The following is a 14946-nucleotide window of genomic DNA, read 5'->3' on the forward strand; positions in this document are numbered from 1 at the left end:
CGACCGGGCCAGGAGGCCCGCCCGCTTCCTTGATGACTGCCCATGACCGGCCCAATCCGCCGCAGGATCGCGGCACTCTTCGCAGCCTTGCTGATGCTGGCCGCCTGCCGGGACGGGCAATCGCCGCCGCTCGATCAGCAGCTCTACGTCTGGCAACGCCAATGGACCCCGGCCCACGCCGAGGCCCTGCGCGCCAGCCACGCCACCTTCTCCACCCTGCGCGTACTGGCCCTCCAGGCCCACCCGGGTGCCGGCTGGTCACGGGCCCGCATCGACACCGACCTGCTGCGCCAGGACGGCCGCCCCTGGGTCGCCGTGGTGCGCCTGGACGGCCAGTTGCCACAGTTGGACAGCCGGCGCGCACGGGACGAGATCGGTGCCCTGCTGGCGGACTGGCAACGCAACGGGCTCGCCCCGGTCGCCGTGGAGATCGACCACGACTGCGCCAGCGCGCGCCTGGCGGACTACGCCCGCTTCCTCGGCGAGTTGCGCGCCAGCCTGCCCGCCGGCATGCAGCTCGGCATCACCGCCCTGCCCGCCTGGCTGTCGAGCCCCCGCCTGCCGGACGTACTCGCCCAGGTCGACGGCAGCGTCCTCCAGGTGCACGGTGTCAGCGCGCCGGATAAGGGCCTGTTCGACGAGCGCCAGGCCCTGGAGTGGGCGCGCCGCTGGGATGCCATCAGCCCCACACCCTTCCTTCTCGCCCTGCCCGCCTACGGCGCCGGCTTGATCCGCTCCGACGACGGCGTTCAGGTGGAGAGCGAAGCACCGCTGCCCATCGCCGGGGCGCGCCAGGAATGGATGGCCGATCCCCAGCGCGTCGCCGGGCTGGTCACCCAGTTGCGCCGCGCCCCGCCCGCGCACCTGGCGGGCCTGATCTGGTTCCGCCTGCCACTGCCCGAGGATCGCCGCGCCTGGCCGCTGGCGACGCTGATAGCGGTGGCCCGGGGCGAAGCGCTGGCGGCCGACCTGCGCCTGGACGTGCGACGCCCGGACAACGACCCCCAGCTCAACGAGCTGACCCTGGCCAACCTCGGCAATGCCCCGGCACCCTTGCCTGCTCGCCTGCAACTGGCCGCCCATGACTGCTTCGCCCATGACGCCCTGCCGGGCTACCGCCTCGTCACGGAGGACGCCGGCCTGCGCCTGGAACGCGAGCCCGGCCCTACCCTCTACCTGCAAGCGGGCCAACGCCGCGCGCTGGGTTGGGCCCGCTGCCATGCACCTGCTCAAGGAGGACTCCATGCACACCCCTGATCGGCCCCTAGCCCATCTGGTCCTGGCCATCACCCTGGCCCTGCCGCTGGCCAACCAGGCCCTGGCCTGCGGGCCTGATTTCAACCTGACCCTGCTGGACAACCGCGCCCGCACCCTGGCCGAGATGCCGGAGAACAACTTCGTCTTCGAGGCCACCCACCTGGCCCCGCCCATCGCCGGGCTCAAGCCGGTGAGCCAGGCCACCCTGGTGATCTATTGGGAAGCGGACAACGAGAACTACGTCCGCCAGCGGGAACGGTTGGAGCGGGACGAACTGGGACGCGACATGGCCCAGCGCGTCGAGCAACTGCGCGCCCTGGATGACCCCGCCGAGGTGGAAACCCAGGCCGGCGACCTGCCAGAGGAGCAGCGTCTCTATATTGCCGGCGCCGTGGCCTTCCGCCGGAACGGAGAAGAGGCCAGCGGCTACTTCCGCCGCCTGCTCGCCCTGCCCGCCGAGCAACGCCGGGCCCGCAGCACCTGGGCTGCCTACTCCCTGGGACGCGCGCAGGCGGAAATGAGCCGCAACTTGCCTGCCTCCGATGACGTGACGACCGATGCCGAGGCCGAGCAGCGCCGGCAAGCCCATGCCCAGGCCGCCCGCGAGGCCTTCCAGTTGACCCGCCAACTGGCCCGGGACGGCTTCCCCGACCCGCTGGAACTGGCCGCCGCCAGCCTCGGAGAAGAGGCCCGCGTGGCCAAGGACGCTGGCGACTGGGGCCAGGCCATCCGCTTCTATTCCAACCAGGCAGCGCTGAACTCCAGCAGCGGCGCCAGCTCCCTCAAGCTTCTCTCCGGCGAACTGGCCCGAATGCCGGAGGCACAACTGCGCCCGCTGCTGGCCGTCCCGGAGGTGCAGCAGTTGCTCACCATCCGCCTGCTCAGCCGGATCGGCTGGCACTACGACGGCCAGACCGAAGCCGAAAGAACCCTCGTCCAGCTGTTGCTGTCGCTGGACGAACAGGCACTGCCCAATGCCGACCGCCTCGCCACGCTGGCCTACCAGAGCGGCCAGTACGACACCGCCCGGCGTCTGCTGGAGAAGGCCGGCGACACGGGCCTCGCCTGGTGGATCAGGGCCAAGGTAGCCCTGCACGACGGAGACATCGCCACAGCCACCCAGGCCTATGCCAAGGCCTCCCAGGCCTTCCCGGAGGATGAAAGCTGGGCCTACCGACGTGACAACGACGGCTACCTGGAAACGCTAAAGCCCCACTGCCGGGTCAACGGCGAGCGCGCCGTGCTCGCGCTTAAGCGCGGCGACTATCTGGACGCCCTGGACATGCTCTACCGCAGCGGCGCGATCTACTGGGAGGACACCGCCGCCCTCGCCGAGCGGGTGCTGACCCTGAACGAACTGAAGGGCTTCGTCGATGCCAAGGTGCCGGCCCCTACCCCGCAGGAACAGACCGATCACGACGAGTACGTGCGTCGCCCGGTCGCCACCCTGCTGAGGGAACTGTTGGGGCGCCGTCTGATGCGCGAAGGGCACTACGACGAAGCACCGGCCTACTTCGCCACCGAAGAGTTGCGCACCACAGCCCGCCAGTACGCCAGGGCACGCCAGGAAGCGCAGAGCCGCTGGACCGACATCGGCCAGGCCGAGGCTTACTACACAGCCGCGGCCCTGGCGCGCTGGCGCGGTATGGAGCTGCTCGGCTACGAGATGTCACCGGACTTCAGGGTGTACGGAGGCAGCCTCTACCGACTCCAGGTGGAGCACCAGTCAGCCGACGGCTGGCTGAGCGAAGACGAGGCAAAGCGCCAGAACAACGCACTGACCGATCCCAATCGCCGCTTCCACTATCGCTGGGTGGCCGCGGACCTGGCCGAACGCGCCGCCGACCGGCTGCCACATACCAGCCAGGCATTCGCCGCAGTGCTGTGTCAGGCCAGCGGCTGGCTGGAGCACCGCGATCTGGACAGTGCCCGGCGCATCTACCGCCGCTATGTGGAGAACGGTCCTTTCGTGGAGTGGGCCGCCAACTTCGGCAGGACGTGTGAAGATCCGGATTTCGAGCGGGCCAAGCCCCGTCAATGGGAAGAACGCTGGAGCGCCATCACCGCCCTGGCGCCGTCCCGACGCCATACCGCCTACGGCCTCGGCGCACTGCTGGTGGCCGGCGGCCTGCTGCTGGCCTGGCGTCGTCGTCGCGCTTGAGCGGGTAATCTAGCCCTTGTCTATAGTGATCCAAACTGCCCAGGAGTCTTGAGCGATGAGCCAGAAAGAACACGAACGACGGCGCTTCCACCGGGTCGCGTTCGACGCCGCGACCGAACTGGTCCAGGGCGAACGCCAATGGCAGGCCGAGCTGCAGGACATTTCCCTGAAGGGCCTGCTGCTGAGCCGCCCGACGAACTGGAACGGCGATGGGGACCAGCCCTTTCAGGCGGTCATCCACCTGTCCCGGGATGCCCTGGTGCGCATGGACGTGGTCCTCACCCGGGTCCAGGACGACCAGTTGGGCTTCGTCTGCCAGCACATCGACCTGGACTCCATCGCCCACCTGCGTCGACTGATGGAGCTGAACCTGGGCGATGAGGCGTTGCTGGAGCGCGACCTGGCCGCCCTCGTGGAGGCTTGAGCGCTACTCGAACAGCGCGTCGAGCGCCTGCTCCAGGCGCGTTACCGCGATGACCCGCAAGCCGGGGGGCGCTTCCTTCGGGGCGTTCCCCTTGGGCACGATGGCCCGCTTGAAGCCATGCTTGCCCGCCTCCTTCAAGCGCTCCTGCCCGCTAGGCACGGGGCGCACCTCGCCAGACAGGCCCACTTCGCCGAACACCAGCAGGTCATGCTCCAGCGGCCGGTTGCGCAGGCTCGACATGATCGCGGCGATCAGCGCCAGGTCGGAGGCCGTCTCCAGCACCTTCACCCCGCCCACCACGTTGAGAAACACGTCCTGGTCGTGGGTCGGGATGCCGCCGTGGCGGTGCAGCACCGCCAGCAGCATGGCCAAGCGGTTCGGGTCCAGGCCCAGAGTGACCCGGCGCGGGTTGGCCAGATGACTGGTGTCCACCAGCGCCTGCACCTCCACCAGCATCGGCCGCGAGCCTTCCCAGGTGGCCATCACCACGCTGCCGGGTACCGCTTCCTGGGCGCGGGTGAGGAAGATCGCCGAGGGGTTGGAGACCTCCTTCAGGCCGCGATCGGTCATGCCGAACACCCCCAGCTCGTTGACCGCGCCGAAGCGGTTCTTCACCGCCCGCAGCAGGCGCAGTCGACCGTCGGACTCGCCCTCGAAATACAGCACCGTATCGACCATGTGCTCCAGCACGCGGGGGCCTGCCAGGGCGCCCTCCTTGGTCACGTGGCCGACCAGAAAGATCGCCGTGCCGCTCTGCTTGGCGTAGCGCACCAGCAGCGCCGCGCTCTCGCGCACCTGGGCCACGCCGCCGGGGGCGGACTGCAACTGCTCGGTGAAGATGGTCTGGATGGAGTCGATCACCATCACCTTGGGCTTCTCCACCCGTGCGGTGGCGATAATGCTTTCGATGCAGGTCTCGGTCATCACCTTGAGCTTGTCTTCCGGCAGCCCCAGACGGCGGGCACGCATGGCGACCTGCTGCTGGGATTCCTCACCGGTGACGTAGAGCGCGGGGAAGCGGGTAGCGATGTTGCAGAGGGTCTGCAGGAGGATGGTGGATTTGCCGATGCCGGGGTCACCGCCGATCAGCACCACCGAACCGTCGACCAGGCCACCGCCGAGCACCCGGTCCAGTTCCGCGGAAGCGGTGGAAAAGCGCGGCATTTCCTCGACGCTGACCTCGGCCAGGGTCTTGATCTGCGCCTGGCCGCCGGCCCAGCCGGCGCGCCCGCTGGAGGACGAGGCGGCAGCCCCTTCCAGCACGGTTTCCACCAGGGTGTTCCAGGCCCCGCAATCGGCACACTGGCCAGCCCATTTGGGGAAGGTCGAGCCGCACTCGGTGCAGCCGTACATGCGCTTGGCCTTGGCCATCAGCGGACTCCGTCAGAAAAGCGAAGCCCGCATGATAGCGGATCACCCCTTGCAGGCGCGCCCGCAGCCGCAGCAGCCTTCCTTGCGTGGCAGGCGGGCCAGGTCCTGGGCCAGGCCCTCGCGGCGCATCTGCAGGGCCTGCAGGCTGGAGCCGTCCAGCGGCTCGGTGCCGGCCTGGATGCGGGCAATGCGCTTGTCCAGCAGGTCCAGCTGCTGGCGCAGGCGGTCTCGTCGTTCCTCGGCTCGGCGCGCCTCGTACTGGGCCTTGCGGTCGGATTCGGGGGTGGCGCTCGGAAGGGTGTCGTAGGCCGTCATGGCGAGTGCTCCGAAGGGGAAAGGCGGCCAGCCTAGCCAGCCGCCACGGGCACTGCGTTGACGCCGGTCAACCGCTCTGATGGGCCCTGAGCAACTGGGCGATCTCGTCCTTCAGGGCCACCCGCTTCATCTTCAGGCTGTGCAGTTGCAGATCATCCAGGGCATGCCGGCCGTCCTCGACTTCGTAGATGCGCGTATCGAGGTGGTGGTACTCGGCGGCCAGGCGGGCAAAGTGCACGTTGTGCTGGAGAAGTTCGCGCATCGTGAGGTGATCATCAGGAAATTCACGTTCCAGGGCATGGTGTTCGAGAGGCATGGCAAGGCTCCTTGCAAGACCGAAGCAGCAGCTAGAGGCTAGACCAGCCTGGGCGACCGGACAGCCACCTGCGAAGCCTGCGCCCGCGCGCTACCACCCGCCAGTACCGACGCCCGCATCTGCTCTTTCGAATGCACCTTCTGCGCCGACTGTGCCAAGCGCCTGCACAACGTCTGCCTGAACTGCAGTGGCGGCTTCTACCCGCGTCCAGTGCGCCCGAAGGTGCTACTGGAGCGCTACCCGGCGGCCGGCGTGCGGGTACAGAAGCGCCCCGATCCCCGGGCACACGAGGACTTCTGCCGGCTCTACCGCTGCACCGAACCGCAACACCGGCAGGATGGCGCTGTCAGATCACTCGGTTACACTTCCAGCCCATCAGTCCAATCCCTGGGGGAAATCGCATGAGCGTGCTGTCGGAATTCAAGGCCTTCGCGGTCAAGGGCAACGTGGTCGACATGGCCGTGGGCATCATCATCGGCGCCGCATTCGGCAAGATCGTCTCATCCTTCGTCGGTGACGTGATCATGCCGCCGGTGGGGCTGCTGGTGGGTGGCGTGGATTTCTCCGACCTGGCCATCACCCTGAAGGCCGCCGAGGGCACCGCCCCGGCCGTGGTCCTGGCCTATGGCAAGTTCATCCAGACGGTGCTCGACTTCATGATCGTGGCTTTCGCCATCTTCATGGGGGTCAAGGTGATCAACAGGCTCAAGCGCGAAGAAGCCGCTGCCCCCGAGGCACCGCCGGCGCCCACCAAGGATCAGGAGCTGCTCAGCGAGATCCGCGACCTGCTCAAGGCCCAGCAGAAACAGCAGCCCTGAAAGTCGCATGAATGAAAAACGGCGCCCGAAGGCGCCGTTTCTTCATGGGCAGACTCAGCCCATTCGCCCCCGATGCCCGGCAGGCGGTTCCAGCAACAACCGGTTCACACGGCGCTCCTTCACTTCGATCACTTCCAGTCGCCAGCCCTCCACCTCCAGCTCATCCCCCACCACCGGCAGGCGATCCAGCAGGCTCATGGCCAGGCCGGCGACCGTCTGGTAGAGCTCCTGAGGACGGGGCGGGAAACCCAGGCGCTCGTTCAGCAGACTCAGGTTAACTGCGCCGCTGACCGTCCAGCCCGTGTCCACGGGCTCGATATCCAGGCCGTCCACCTCGCTGGCATCCGGCAGTTCGCCAGCGATGGATTCGAGGATGTCGGTCATGGTCAGCAGGCCTTCGAAACCGCCGAACTCGTTGACCACGAAGGCCACGTGGGTCGAAGCCTTGCGCATCTCCTCCAGGGCACTGAGCACCGAGGCGCTCTCCGGCAGGTTGGGCGGGATGCGTAGCAGGGGCTCGATCTCCGGCGCCTGCCCCTGCAGCAGCGTGCGCAGCAGTTCCTTCTTGTGCACGTAGCCCAAGGGCTCGTCCACATCCGCATCGCGGACCACCACCAGGCGCGAATAGGGCGAGCGCAGCAGCGCGTCGTGCACCGTATCGCGGCTGTCGGCCAGGTCGATGCGCTCCACGTCCACGCGGTTGGTCATCAGGGTGCGGATGGGGCGCTCGGCAAGGCCCAGCACGCCGCTGATCATCACCCGCTCACGGCGGTCGAAGGGCACCTGGCCACGGCCGTTACCCTTCACCAGGTCGGCGATCTCCTCGCCCACCTCGTCGGCCTCCACACCACGGCCGCCCAGCAGGCGCAGCACCGCATGGGCGGTACGCTCGCGCAGGCCACCGGCTTCCTCCTGGCGGCGGCGACGGCGCCAGCGCACCGTCTGGTTGGCCAGCTCGATGAGGATCGAAAAGCCAATGGCCGCATACAGGTAACCCTTGGGAATGTGGAAGCCCAGGCCTTCGGCGGTGAGGCTGAAGCCGATCATCATCAAAAAGCCCAGGCACAGCATGATCACCGTGGGGTGGGCGTTGACGAAGGCGGTCAGCGGCTTGCTGGCGACGATCATCAGGCCGATGGAGATCACCACGGCGATCATCATCACTTCCAGGTGCTCCACCATGCCGACGGCGGTGATGACCGCATCCAGGGAGAACACCGCGTCGAGCACCACGATCTGTGCCACCACCGGCCAGAACAGCGCATAGGTGCGACTGCCGGAGCTCGTCGTCGGGGCGCGGCCCTCGATGCGTTCGTGCAGTTCCATGGTGGCCTTGAACAGCAGGAACACGCCGCCGAACAGCATGATCAGGTCTCGCCCGGAGAAAGCCTTGCCGAAGACCTCGAACAGCGGCGCGGTGAGCGTCACCAACCAAGAGATGCTGGCCAGCAGGCCCAAACGCATGAACAGCGCCAGCGACAGGCCGATCAGGCGCGCGCGGTCACGCTGGTGGGGCGGCAGCTTGTCCGCGAGGATGGCGATGAACACCAGGTTGTCGATGCCCAGCACGATCTCCAGCACCACCAGGGTGAGGAGGCCCAGCCAGGCCGTGGGGTCGGCGATCCACTCCATGTCAGCCCTCCTCGCCGCAACGACGGGCAGCCGTCATCCGGCACGCCGAAGAGGCGCGGAGCAGGAGGCCGCAGGGATTCATGGCAAGGAGCCGGGGAACGGCAAGGCGCGCTGCGCCGGTAGGGAGGGGTGCCGGGGGAGGCCGGGTACTGTCGCTGTCCATTGGGGTCCGATCAGGAAAAACGGATGTGCATCGTAGGACAGAACGCGGCCCTCCCCGAGCCATCAATTTTTACCAATAGTGACATCGGCCTCGCGGCGCCGGAACAACGGGCGCGGCTCGATCACCGAGCGGCCGTAGAGCACGCTGAGCCCGGCCAGCCCCTTGAGGGCATCCTCGGCGGACTTGTCGGCACGCACCGCAAAGGTGTCGAAGCCGCACTGACGCATGTGCGCCAGTTGGTCCCGCAGCACGTCCCCCACGGCGCGCAACTCGCCGGCCCAGCCGAGCCGGCTGCGCAGCAGGTAGGCCTGGCTGTAGCCCCGGCCATCGCGGAAGCTGGGGAAGTCCACGGCGATCAGCGGCAGGCTGTAGAGGCAGTCCCGCAGGGCTTCCACATCGTCGTCCGGCTGCAGCAGCAGCGCATCCTCGCTGACGCGCTCGCCCGCCAGCACGGCGGCGTCCTGCCGGGCTTGCCAGAGCGCCAGTGGCAGGATCAGCGGCCCGCCGTCCGGCAGCGCCTCGTCCGGGCGCACCAGGAGCCAGGGGTCGTCCTCGACCAGGCCGGGCACGCCCTGGCGCAGGCGGATCAGGTTGTTCATGCCGGCTCCTCCTCACGGGTGTAGACCCGTGCCTTGAACGGCTCCAGGCCGATGCGGCCGAGGGTGTCGACGAAGCGCTCGTTGCCCTCGCGGTGCGCCAGGTAGGTGTCGGCGATGTGCTCGATCACCTGGGGCACTTCGGCCGCACTGAAGGACGGGCCGATCACCCGCCCCAGCGCCGCCGACATGCCCTGGGCGCCGCCAAGGGTGATCTGGTACCACTCGCTGCCGCCCTTGTCGACGCCGAGGATGCCGATGTTGCCGATGTGGTGATGGCCGCAGGCATTCATGCAGCCGGATATGTTCAGGCTCAGTTCGCCGAGTGCCTCCAGCCGCGCCGGGTCGCTGAAGCGTGCCTGGATCGCCTGGGCAATGGGGATCGACTTGGCATTGGCCAGCGCGCAGTAGTCGCCACCGGGGCACGCGATGATATCGGTCAGCAGGCCGATGTTGGGGGTTGCCAGGTCAGCCTCGCAGGCGGCCTGCCAGAGGGCATACAGGTCGCGCTTGGGCACGTCCGGCAGCACCAGGTTCTGTTCGTGGGCAATGCGGATCTCGCCGAAGCCAAAGCGCTCGGCCCAGTCCGCCACCGCCTCCATCTGCGCGGCGGTCACGTCCCCCGGTGGAGCCTCGGGCCCAGGCTTGGTGGAGATCACCACCGACGCATAGCCGGGCACCTTGTGCGGTTGCAGGTTACGGGCGCACCAGCGGGCGAAGGCCGGGTCCTCGGCCAGGTGCCGGCCATGTTCCAGGTCGGCGGCGTCGAGGGTGGCGTAGGCCGGCGTGGTGAAGGAGGCCGCCACGCGCGCGTACTCGGCCTCGGTCAGTTGGGCCGGACCGTTGCGCAGGTGCTCCCATTCGGCCTCCACCTCGCGGGCGAAAGCCTCGATACCCAGGGCCTTGACCAGGATCTTGATGCGCGCCTTGTACTTGTTGTCGCGGCGGCCGTGGCGGTTGTAGACCCGCAGCACCGCCTCGACATAGGACAGCAGGTGGCGCCAGTGCAGCCCCTCGCGGATCACCTGGGCGAGGATCGGCGTCCGTCCGAGCCCGCCACCCACCAGTACCTTGAGGCGCATTTCACCGTCGGCATCGCGGTACAGGTACAGGCCGATGTCGTGCATCTGCACCGCTGCACGGTCTTCCTCGGCGGCACAGAGGGCGATCTTGAACTTGCGCGGCAGGAACAGGAATTCCGGGTTCACCGTGGACCACTGGCGGAGGATCTCGGCCAGCGGACGCGGGTCCAGCAGCTCGTCGGCAGCCACCCCGGCGAACGCCTCGGTGGTGATGTTACGCACACAGTTGCCGGAGGTCTGGATGGCATGCATGTCGACATCGGCGAGGCGCTCGAGGATGTCCGGCACCCGCTCCAGGTCAATCCAGTTGAACTGGATGTTCTGCCGGGTGGTGAAGTGGCCATAGCACCGGTCGTACTCCCGGGCGATGAGGGCCAGGGTGCGCAACTGGACCGACGACAGCGTGCCGTAGGGGATGGCCACCCGCAGCATGTAGGCGTGCTTCTGCAGGTACAGGCCGTTCTGCAGGCGCAGGGGCAGGAACTCTTCCTCGCTCAGTTCGCCGCTCAGCCGCCGCGCCACCTGGTCACGGAACTGCGCGACGCGTTCGCGGACCAGGGCGCGATCGTAGTCGTCGTATCGGTACATGGGGGTCCTCATCGGGCCGCCGCAGGCGGCAATCATCCGGTGAACCACTATGGCGAGCCACCCGACTCAGAAACAGAATCAGATCGAAGCGGAATTCCGATATCAGATGATCCGGTCCGCCACCGGCGCCGCCTGTGAGCAGATGGCGCCTATCTGATCTCATAAAAGCAGCCAAAACTGAGGCTGTTTCGTCCCGTCCCGCCTTTCTAGAGTGGCGCCCCGGTCGGCCGTGCCGGCCAAGCCATTCCCACTCCTGAAGGTTTTCCGCATGAACACTGCAGAAATCGAACCCGCCTACGACTACCGGGTGGTGCGCCAGTTTGCGCTGATGACGGTGGTCTGGGGCATCGTCGGCATGGGCCTGGGGGTGTTCATCGCCGCCCAACTGGTCTGGCCATCCCTGAACCTCGACCTGCCCTGGACCAGCTTCGGCCGCCTGCGGCCGTTGCACACCAACCTGGTGATCTTCGCCTTCGGCGGCAGCGCGCTGTTCGCCACCAGCTACTACACCGTGCAGCGCACCTGCCAGGCGCGACTGTTCGGTGGCAGCCTCGCCACCTTCACCTTCTGGGGCTGGCAGGCCCTGGTGATCTGCCTGCTGGTGACCTTGCCCCAGGGCCTGACCACCACCAAGGAATACGCCGAGGTGGAATTCGCCGGGGCCGTGTGGATGGGCATCGTCTGGGTCGCCTACGCCGTGGTGTTCTTCGGCACGGTGATGAAGCGCCAGACCCGGCACATCTACGTGGGCAACTGGTTCTTCGGCGCCTTCATCGTGGTCACGGCGATGCTGCACATCGTCAACCACGCCGCCATCCCGGTGAGCTGGTTCAAGTCCTACCCGGTCTACTCCGGAGCCACCGATGCCATGGTCCAGTGGTGGTACGGGCACAACGCCGTGGGCTTCTTCCTGACCACCGGCTTCCTCGGGATGATGTATTACTTCATCCCCAAACAGGCCGGGCGCCCGGTCTACTCCTACCGCCTGTCCATCGTGCACTTCTGGGCACTGATCACCCTGTACATCTGGGCCGGCCCGCACCACCTGCACTACACCGCGCTGCCGGACTGGGCACAGTCCCTGGGCATGGTGATGTCCCTGGTGCTGCTGGCCCCCAGTTGGGGCGGCATGATCAACGGCATGATGACCCTGTCGGGCGCCTGGCATAAGCTGCGCGACGACCCCATCCTGCGCTTCCTCGTGGTCTCCCTGGCCTTCTATGGCATGTCCACCTTCGAAGGCCCGATGATGGCCATCAAGACCGTCAACGCCCTCTCCCACTACACCGACTGGACCATCGGCCACGTGCACGCCGGCGCCCTCGGCTGGGTGGCGATGATCACCATCGGCTCGCTCTACCACCTGATCCCCCGCCTTTACGGCCGCGAGCGGATGTACAGCACCGGGTTGATCAACGCGCACTTCTGGCTGGCCACCATCGGCACCGTGCTCTACATCGCCTCGATGTGGGTCAACGGCATCACCCAGGGCCTGATGTGGCGCGCGGTGAACGACGACGGCACCCTCACCTACTCCTTCGTCGAGGCACTGGAGGCCAGCCACCCCGGCTTCATCGTGCGCTTCGTCGGTGGCCTGTTCTTCCTCAGCGGCATGCTGCTGATGGCCTGGAACACCTGGCACACCGTGCGCGCCACCGACCGTGCGACGGCTCTGGCCGGCGCCACGGCCTGAGGAGCGGAGCATGGACGCCGAAACCCTGAACGTGCTGTTCGGCCTGGGCACGGTGGCCTTCTTCTTCGTCGCCGTGCAACTGAGCCTGGGGCGTCACAGCCAGCGCCAACTGGACGAAGCCACCATGCTGCCGTTCGCCGACGACGAACCCGTGGCCCGCCGCATGGAACGCGCCACCGGGCGCAGCAGCACCGGCTGCAGTTGCCCCGGCCGCTGCGACGGCAGCTGCGCCACCCGCACCGAACTGGAGGCCTGAGGGCCTCACCGAGCGCGCCGGGGCGGCACTCTCTCACGCCCCGGTCATGCCGGGTGGGCCGGCTTTTGTCGGCTCACCCGGCTGCCGCTGGCCACAACCGAGGTGTCTTATCTACGATGCGCGACGTCTCCCGCTTCTGAATGTGCTGTTACCGCATCTAGCAACCGAGGTTTCCATGATCATCAAACCGCGCGTGCGTGGCTTCATCTGCGTCACTACCCATCCGGCCGGCTGCGAGGCCAACGTCAAGGAACAGATCCGCTACGTCGAGTCCAAAGGCCCCGTGGCCAACGGCCCGAAGAAGGTGCTGGTCATCGGTTCGTCCACCGGCTACGGCCTGGCCGCACGCATCACCGCCGCCTTCGGCGCGGGCGCCGACACCCTGGGCGTGTTCTTCGAGCGTCCGGGCAGCGAGACCAAGGCCGGCACCGCCGGCTGGTACAACTCCGCCGCCTTCGAGAAAGCCGCCCAGGCCAAGGGCCTGTATGCGCGCAGCATCAACGGCGATGCGTTCTCCGACGAGGTGAAGCGCGTCACCATCGAGACCATCAAGCAGGACCTGGGCCAGGTCGACCTGGTGGTCTACAGCCTGGCCGCCCCGCGCCGCACCCACCCCAAGACCGGCGAAGTCTTCAACTCCGTGCTCAAGCCGGTCGGCAAGACCGTCAACTTCCGTGGCCTGGACACCGACAAGGAAGTGATCAAGGAAAGCGTGATGGAGCCGGCCACCGAGGCCGAGATCGCCCACACCGTGGCGGTCATGGGCGGTGAAGACTGGCAGATGTGGATCGACGCCCTGCAGGAAGCCGGCGTGCTGGCCGACGGCGCCAAGACCACCGCCTTCACCTACCTGGGCGAAGAGATCACACACGACCTGTACTGGAACGGCTCCATCGGCGCCGCCAAGAAGGACCTGGACCAGAAGGTCCTCGGCATCCGCGAGAAACTCGCCGCCACCGGTGGCGACGCCCGCGTATCCGTGCTGAAGGCTGTGGTCACCCAGGCCAGCTCGGCCATCCCGATGATGCCGCTGTACCTGTCCCTGCTGTTCAAGGTGATGAAGGAAAAGGGCACCCACGAAGGCTGCATCGAACAGGTCGACGGCCTGTTCCGCGAGAGCCTCTACGGCACCGAACCGCACCTGGACGCCGACGGCCGCCTGCGCGCCGACTACAAGGAACTGCAACCGGACGTGCAGGACACCGTGAAGGACCTGTGGAACAAGGTGACCAACGAGAACCTGTACCAACTGACCGACTTCACCGGCTACAAGACCGAGTTCCTGCGCCTGTTCGGCTTCGAGATCGACGGCGTGGACTACGAGCAGGACGTGAACCCGGACGTGCAGATCCCCAACCTGATCCAGCTCTGACCGGCTTCACCGCTCCACCCACCGGCGCCCCAGGGCGCCGGTTTTCGTTTCGCCCTTCTCTGGCGCGTGCATCTGCCCAACTCGCTCTACCAATAATTCTCCACCGCCACCTGCCCCGGTCGCCGGCTGAGCGACAGGTTCATCCCCCTCGCCTTCAACACCGCCCGGGTGTCCTCGATCATCTGCGGGTTGCCGCAGAGCATCACCCGCGAATGCTCCGGCTCCAGCGCCAGCCCGGCGGCGCGCTCCAGCTCGCTGTTCTCGATCAGGCTGGTGATGCGCCCACCCAGACACCCCGGGTGGGCTTCGCGAGTGACCACAGGCAGGTAGAGGAACTTCTCGGCCACGCCTTCCAGGTGCTCCAGCCCTGCCAGGCCGCGGATCAGCGGCTGATAGGCCAGCTCCGCCGCATGACGCACGCTGTACACCAGCACGATGCGCTCGAAGCGCTGCCACACCTCCAGGTCCTGCAGGATCGACAGGAACGGCGCCACGCCGGTGCCGGTGGCCAGCAGCCAGAGGTCGCGGCCGTCGACGAAGCGGTCGAGGGTGAGAAAGCCGAAGGCCTGCTTGTCGACCAGCAGGGTGTCGCCCACCGCCAGCCGGCTCAGCTCGGAGGTGAACTCCCCACCGGGCACGACGATGGAGAAGAAATCGAGGAACTCGTCATGGGGTGCCGAGACCATCGAATAAGCCCGCCACACCGTGCTGCCATCGGCCTTGGTCACGCCCAGGCGGGCGAACTGGCCGGCGCGAAAGCGAAAGCCCGGGTCACGGGTGGTGCGCAGGGTGAACAGGTTCTGGGTGAGGGGCCGGACCTCACGGAGGGTCTGGCGGGTGAACTTCTCGTCGCTGGCGGACATGGCACGGCTCCGGGTCGGATACCGCGCCAGTCTCGCGCA

The 14946-nt window shown here is 67.4% G+C and carries 14 protein-coding genes and 1 pseudogene; 8 read left to right on the forward strand and 7 right to left on the reverse strand.

Annotated elements, in window-relative coordinates; genetic code table 11:
• Nucleotides 1-42 precede the first annotated feature (42 nt).
• Genes A9G05_RS04875 through A9G05_RS04885 form a run of 3 tightly spaced genes read left to right on the forward strand, consistent with a single transcriptional unit; the run spans nucleotide 43 to nucleotide 3842 of the window.
• Nucleotides 43-1257 carry a DUF3142 domain-containing protein gene (locus A9G05_RS04875; protein WP_069559893.1) on the forward strand — a complete coding sequence of 405 codons (1215 nt, stop codon included), beginning with the start codon at nucleotides 43-45 and terminating at the stop codon, nucleotides 1255-1257.
• Nucleotides 1244-3418 (forward strand): hypothetical protein, encoded by a 2175-nt coding sequence (locus A9G05_RS04880; protein ID WP_069559894.1) that lies wholly within the window; start codon nucleotides 1244-1246, stop codon nucleotides 3416-3418. The genes A9G05_RS04875 and A9G05_RS04880 overlap by 14 nt, the downstream gene beginning before the upstream one ends.
• A gap of 55 nt (nucleotides 3419-3473) precedes the next feature.
• Entirely contained in the window at nucleotides 3474-3842 is a 369-nt protein-coding gene (locus tag A9G05_RS04885; protein ID WP_069559895.1) for a PilZ domain-containing protein, read from the forward strand.
• A 3-nt stretch (nucleotides 3843-3845) separates the two neighbouring features.
• On the opposite strand, the gene radA is transcribed toward A9G05_RS04885, so the two are convergent.
• The 3 genes from radA to A9G05_RS04900 all read right to left on the reverse strand — a co-directional run bounded on the left by radA (nucleotide 3846) and on the right by A9G05_RS04900 (nucleotide 5844).
• The gene (radA, locus tag A9G05_RS04890; RefSeq protein ID WP_069559896.1) at nucleotides 3846-5213 is read right to left on the reverse strand and encodes a DNA repair protein RadA; all 1368 of its coding nucleotides are present in this window, start codon (nucleotides 5211-5213) and stop codon (nucleotides 3846-3848) included.
• A gap of 42 nt (nucleotides 5214-5255) precedes the next feature.
• Nucleotides 5256-5528, reverse strand: coding sequence for a hypothetical protein (locus A9G05_RS27595; RefSeq protein ID WP_069559897.1), 273 nt, complete (start codon nucleotides 5526-5528; stop codon nucleotides 5256-5258).
• A gap of 67 nt (nucleotides 5529-5595) precedes the next feature.
• Nucleotides 5596-5844, reverse strand: coding sequence for a YdcH family protein (locus A9G05_RS04900; RefSeq protein WP_069559898.1), 249 nt, complete (start codon nucleotides 5842-5844; stop codon nucleotides 5596-5598).
• A gap of 48 nt (nucleotides 5845-5892) precedes the next feature.
• On the opposite strand from A9G05_RS04900, the pseudogene A9G05_RS27995 reads away from it, so the two are divergent.
• A pseudogene (locus A9G05_RS27995) lies at nucleotides 5893-6105 on the forward strand (DUF1272 domain-containing protein); the annotation flags it as partial.
• Between the two features lie 140 nt (nucleotides 6106-6245).
• On the forward strand, nucleotides 6246-6662 hold the full coding sequence (gene mscL, locus A9G05_RS04905) for a large-conductance mechanosensitive channel protein MscL (RefSeq protein WP_069559899.1): 417 nt from the start codon (nucleotides 6246-6248) through the stop codon (nucleotides 6660-6662).
• Nucleotides 6663-6716: 54 nt separating this feature from the next.
• Here mscL and A9G05_RS04910 read toward each other — a convergent pair whose 3' ends face one another.
• From A9G05_RS04910 to A9G05_RS04920, 3 genes are all read right to left on the reverse strand, one after another.
• A complete protein-coding gene (locus tag A9G05_RS04910; protein ID WP_069559900.1) occupies nucleotides 6717-8294 on the reverse strand; it encodes a TerC family protein in 1578 nt (525 codons plus the stop codon).
• Between the two features lie 225 nt (nucleotides 8295-8519).
• Nucleotides 8520-9056 carry a DUF934 domain-containing protein gene (locus A9G05_RS04915; protein WP_069559901.1) on the reverse strand — a complete coding sequence of 179 codons (537 nt, stop codon included), beginning with the start codon at nucleotides 9054-9056 and terminating at the stop codon, nucleotides 8520-8522.
• Entirely contained in the window at nucleotides 9053-10723 is a 1671-nt protein-coding gene (locus tag A9G05_RS04920; protein ID WP_069559902.1) for a nitrite/sulfite reductase, read from the reverse strand. The genes A9G05_RS04915 and A9G05_RS04920 overlap by 4 nt, the downstream gene beginning before the upstream one ends.
• A 268-nt stretch (nucleotides 10724-10991) precedes the next feature.
• Between A9G05_RS04920 and ccoN the strand changes: the two genes are divergently transcribed.
• The 3 genes from ccoN to fabV all read left to right on the forward strand — a co-directional run bounded on the left by ccoN (nucleotide 10992) and on the right by fabV (nucleotide 14044).
• Nucleotides 10992-12416 (forward strand): cytochrome-c oxidase, cbb3-type subunit I, encoded by a 1425-nt coding sequence (gene ccoN / locus A9G05_RS04925; RefSeq protein WP_069559903.1) that lies wholly within the window; start codon nucleotides 10992-10994, stop codon nucleotides 12414-12416.
• A 10-nt stretch (nucleotides 12417-12426) separates the two neighbouring features.
• Nucleotides 12427-12672: a cbb3-type cytochrome c oxidase subunit 3 gene (locus A9G05_RS04930; protein ID WP_139131076.1), complete on the forward strand. Its 246-nt coding sequence runs from the start codon at nucleotides 12427-12429 to the stop codon at nucleotides 12670-12672.
• Nucleotides 12673-12847: 175 nt separating this feature from the next.
• Nucleotides 12848-14044: an enoyl-ACP reductase FabV gene (gene fabV / locus A9G05_RS04935; protein ID WP_044410532.1), complete on the forward strand. Its 1197-nt coding sequence runs from the start codon at nucleotides 12848-12850 to the stop codon at nucleotides 14042-14044.
• Nucleotides 14045-14130: 86 nt separating this feature from the next.
• On the opposite strand, the gene A9G05_RS04940 is transcribed toward fabV, so the two are convergent.
• Nucleotides 14131-14907, reverse strand: coding sequence for a ferredoxin--NADP reductase (locus A9G05_RS04940; protein WP_069559904.1), 777 nt, complete (start codon nucleotides 14905-14907; stop codon nucleotides 14131-14133).
• Nucleotides 14908-14946 lie beyond the last annotated feature (39 nt).

It is taken from the genome of Pseudomonas sp. ENNP23, from assembly GCF_001728945.1.
Classification (GTDB): Bacteria; Pseudomonadota; Gammaproteobacteria; order Pseudomonadales; family Pseudomonadaceae; genus Metapseudomonas; species Metapseudomonas otitidis.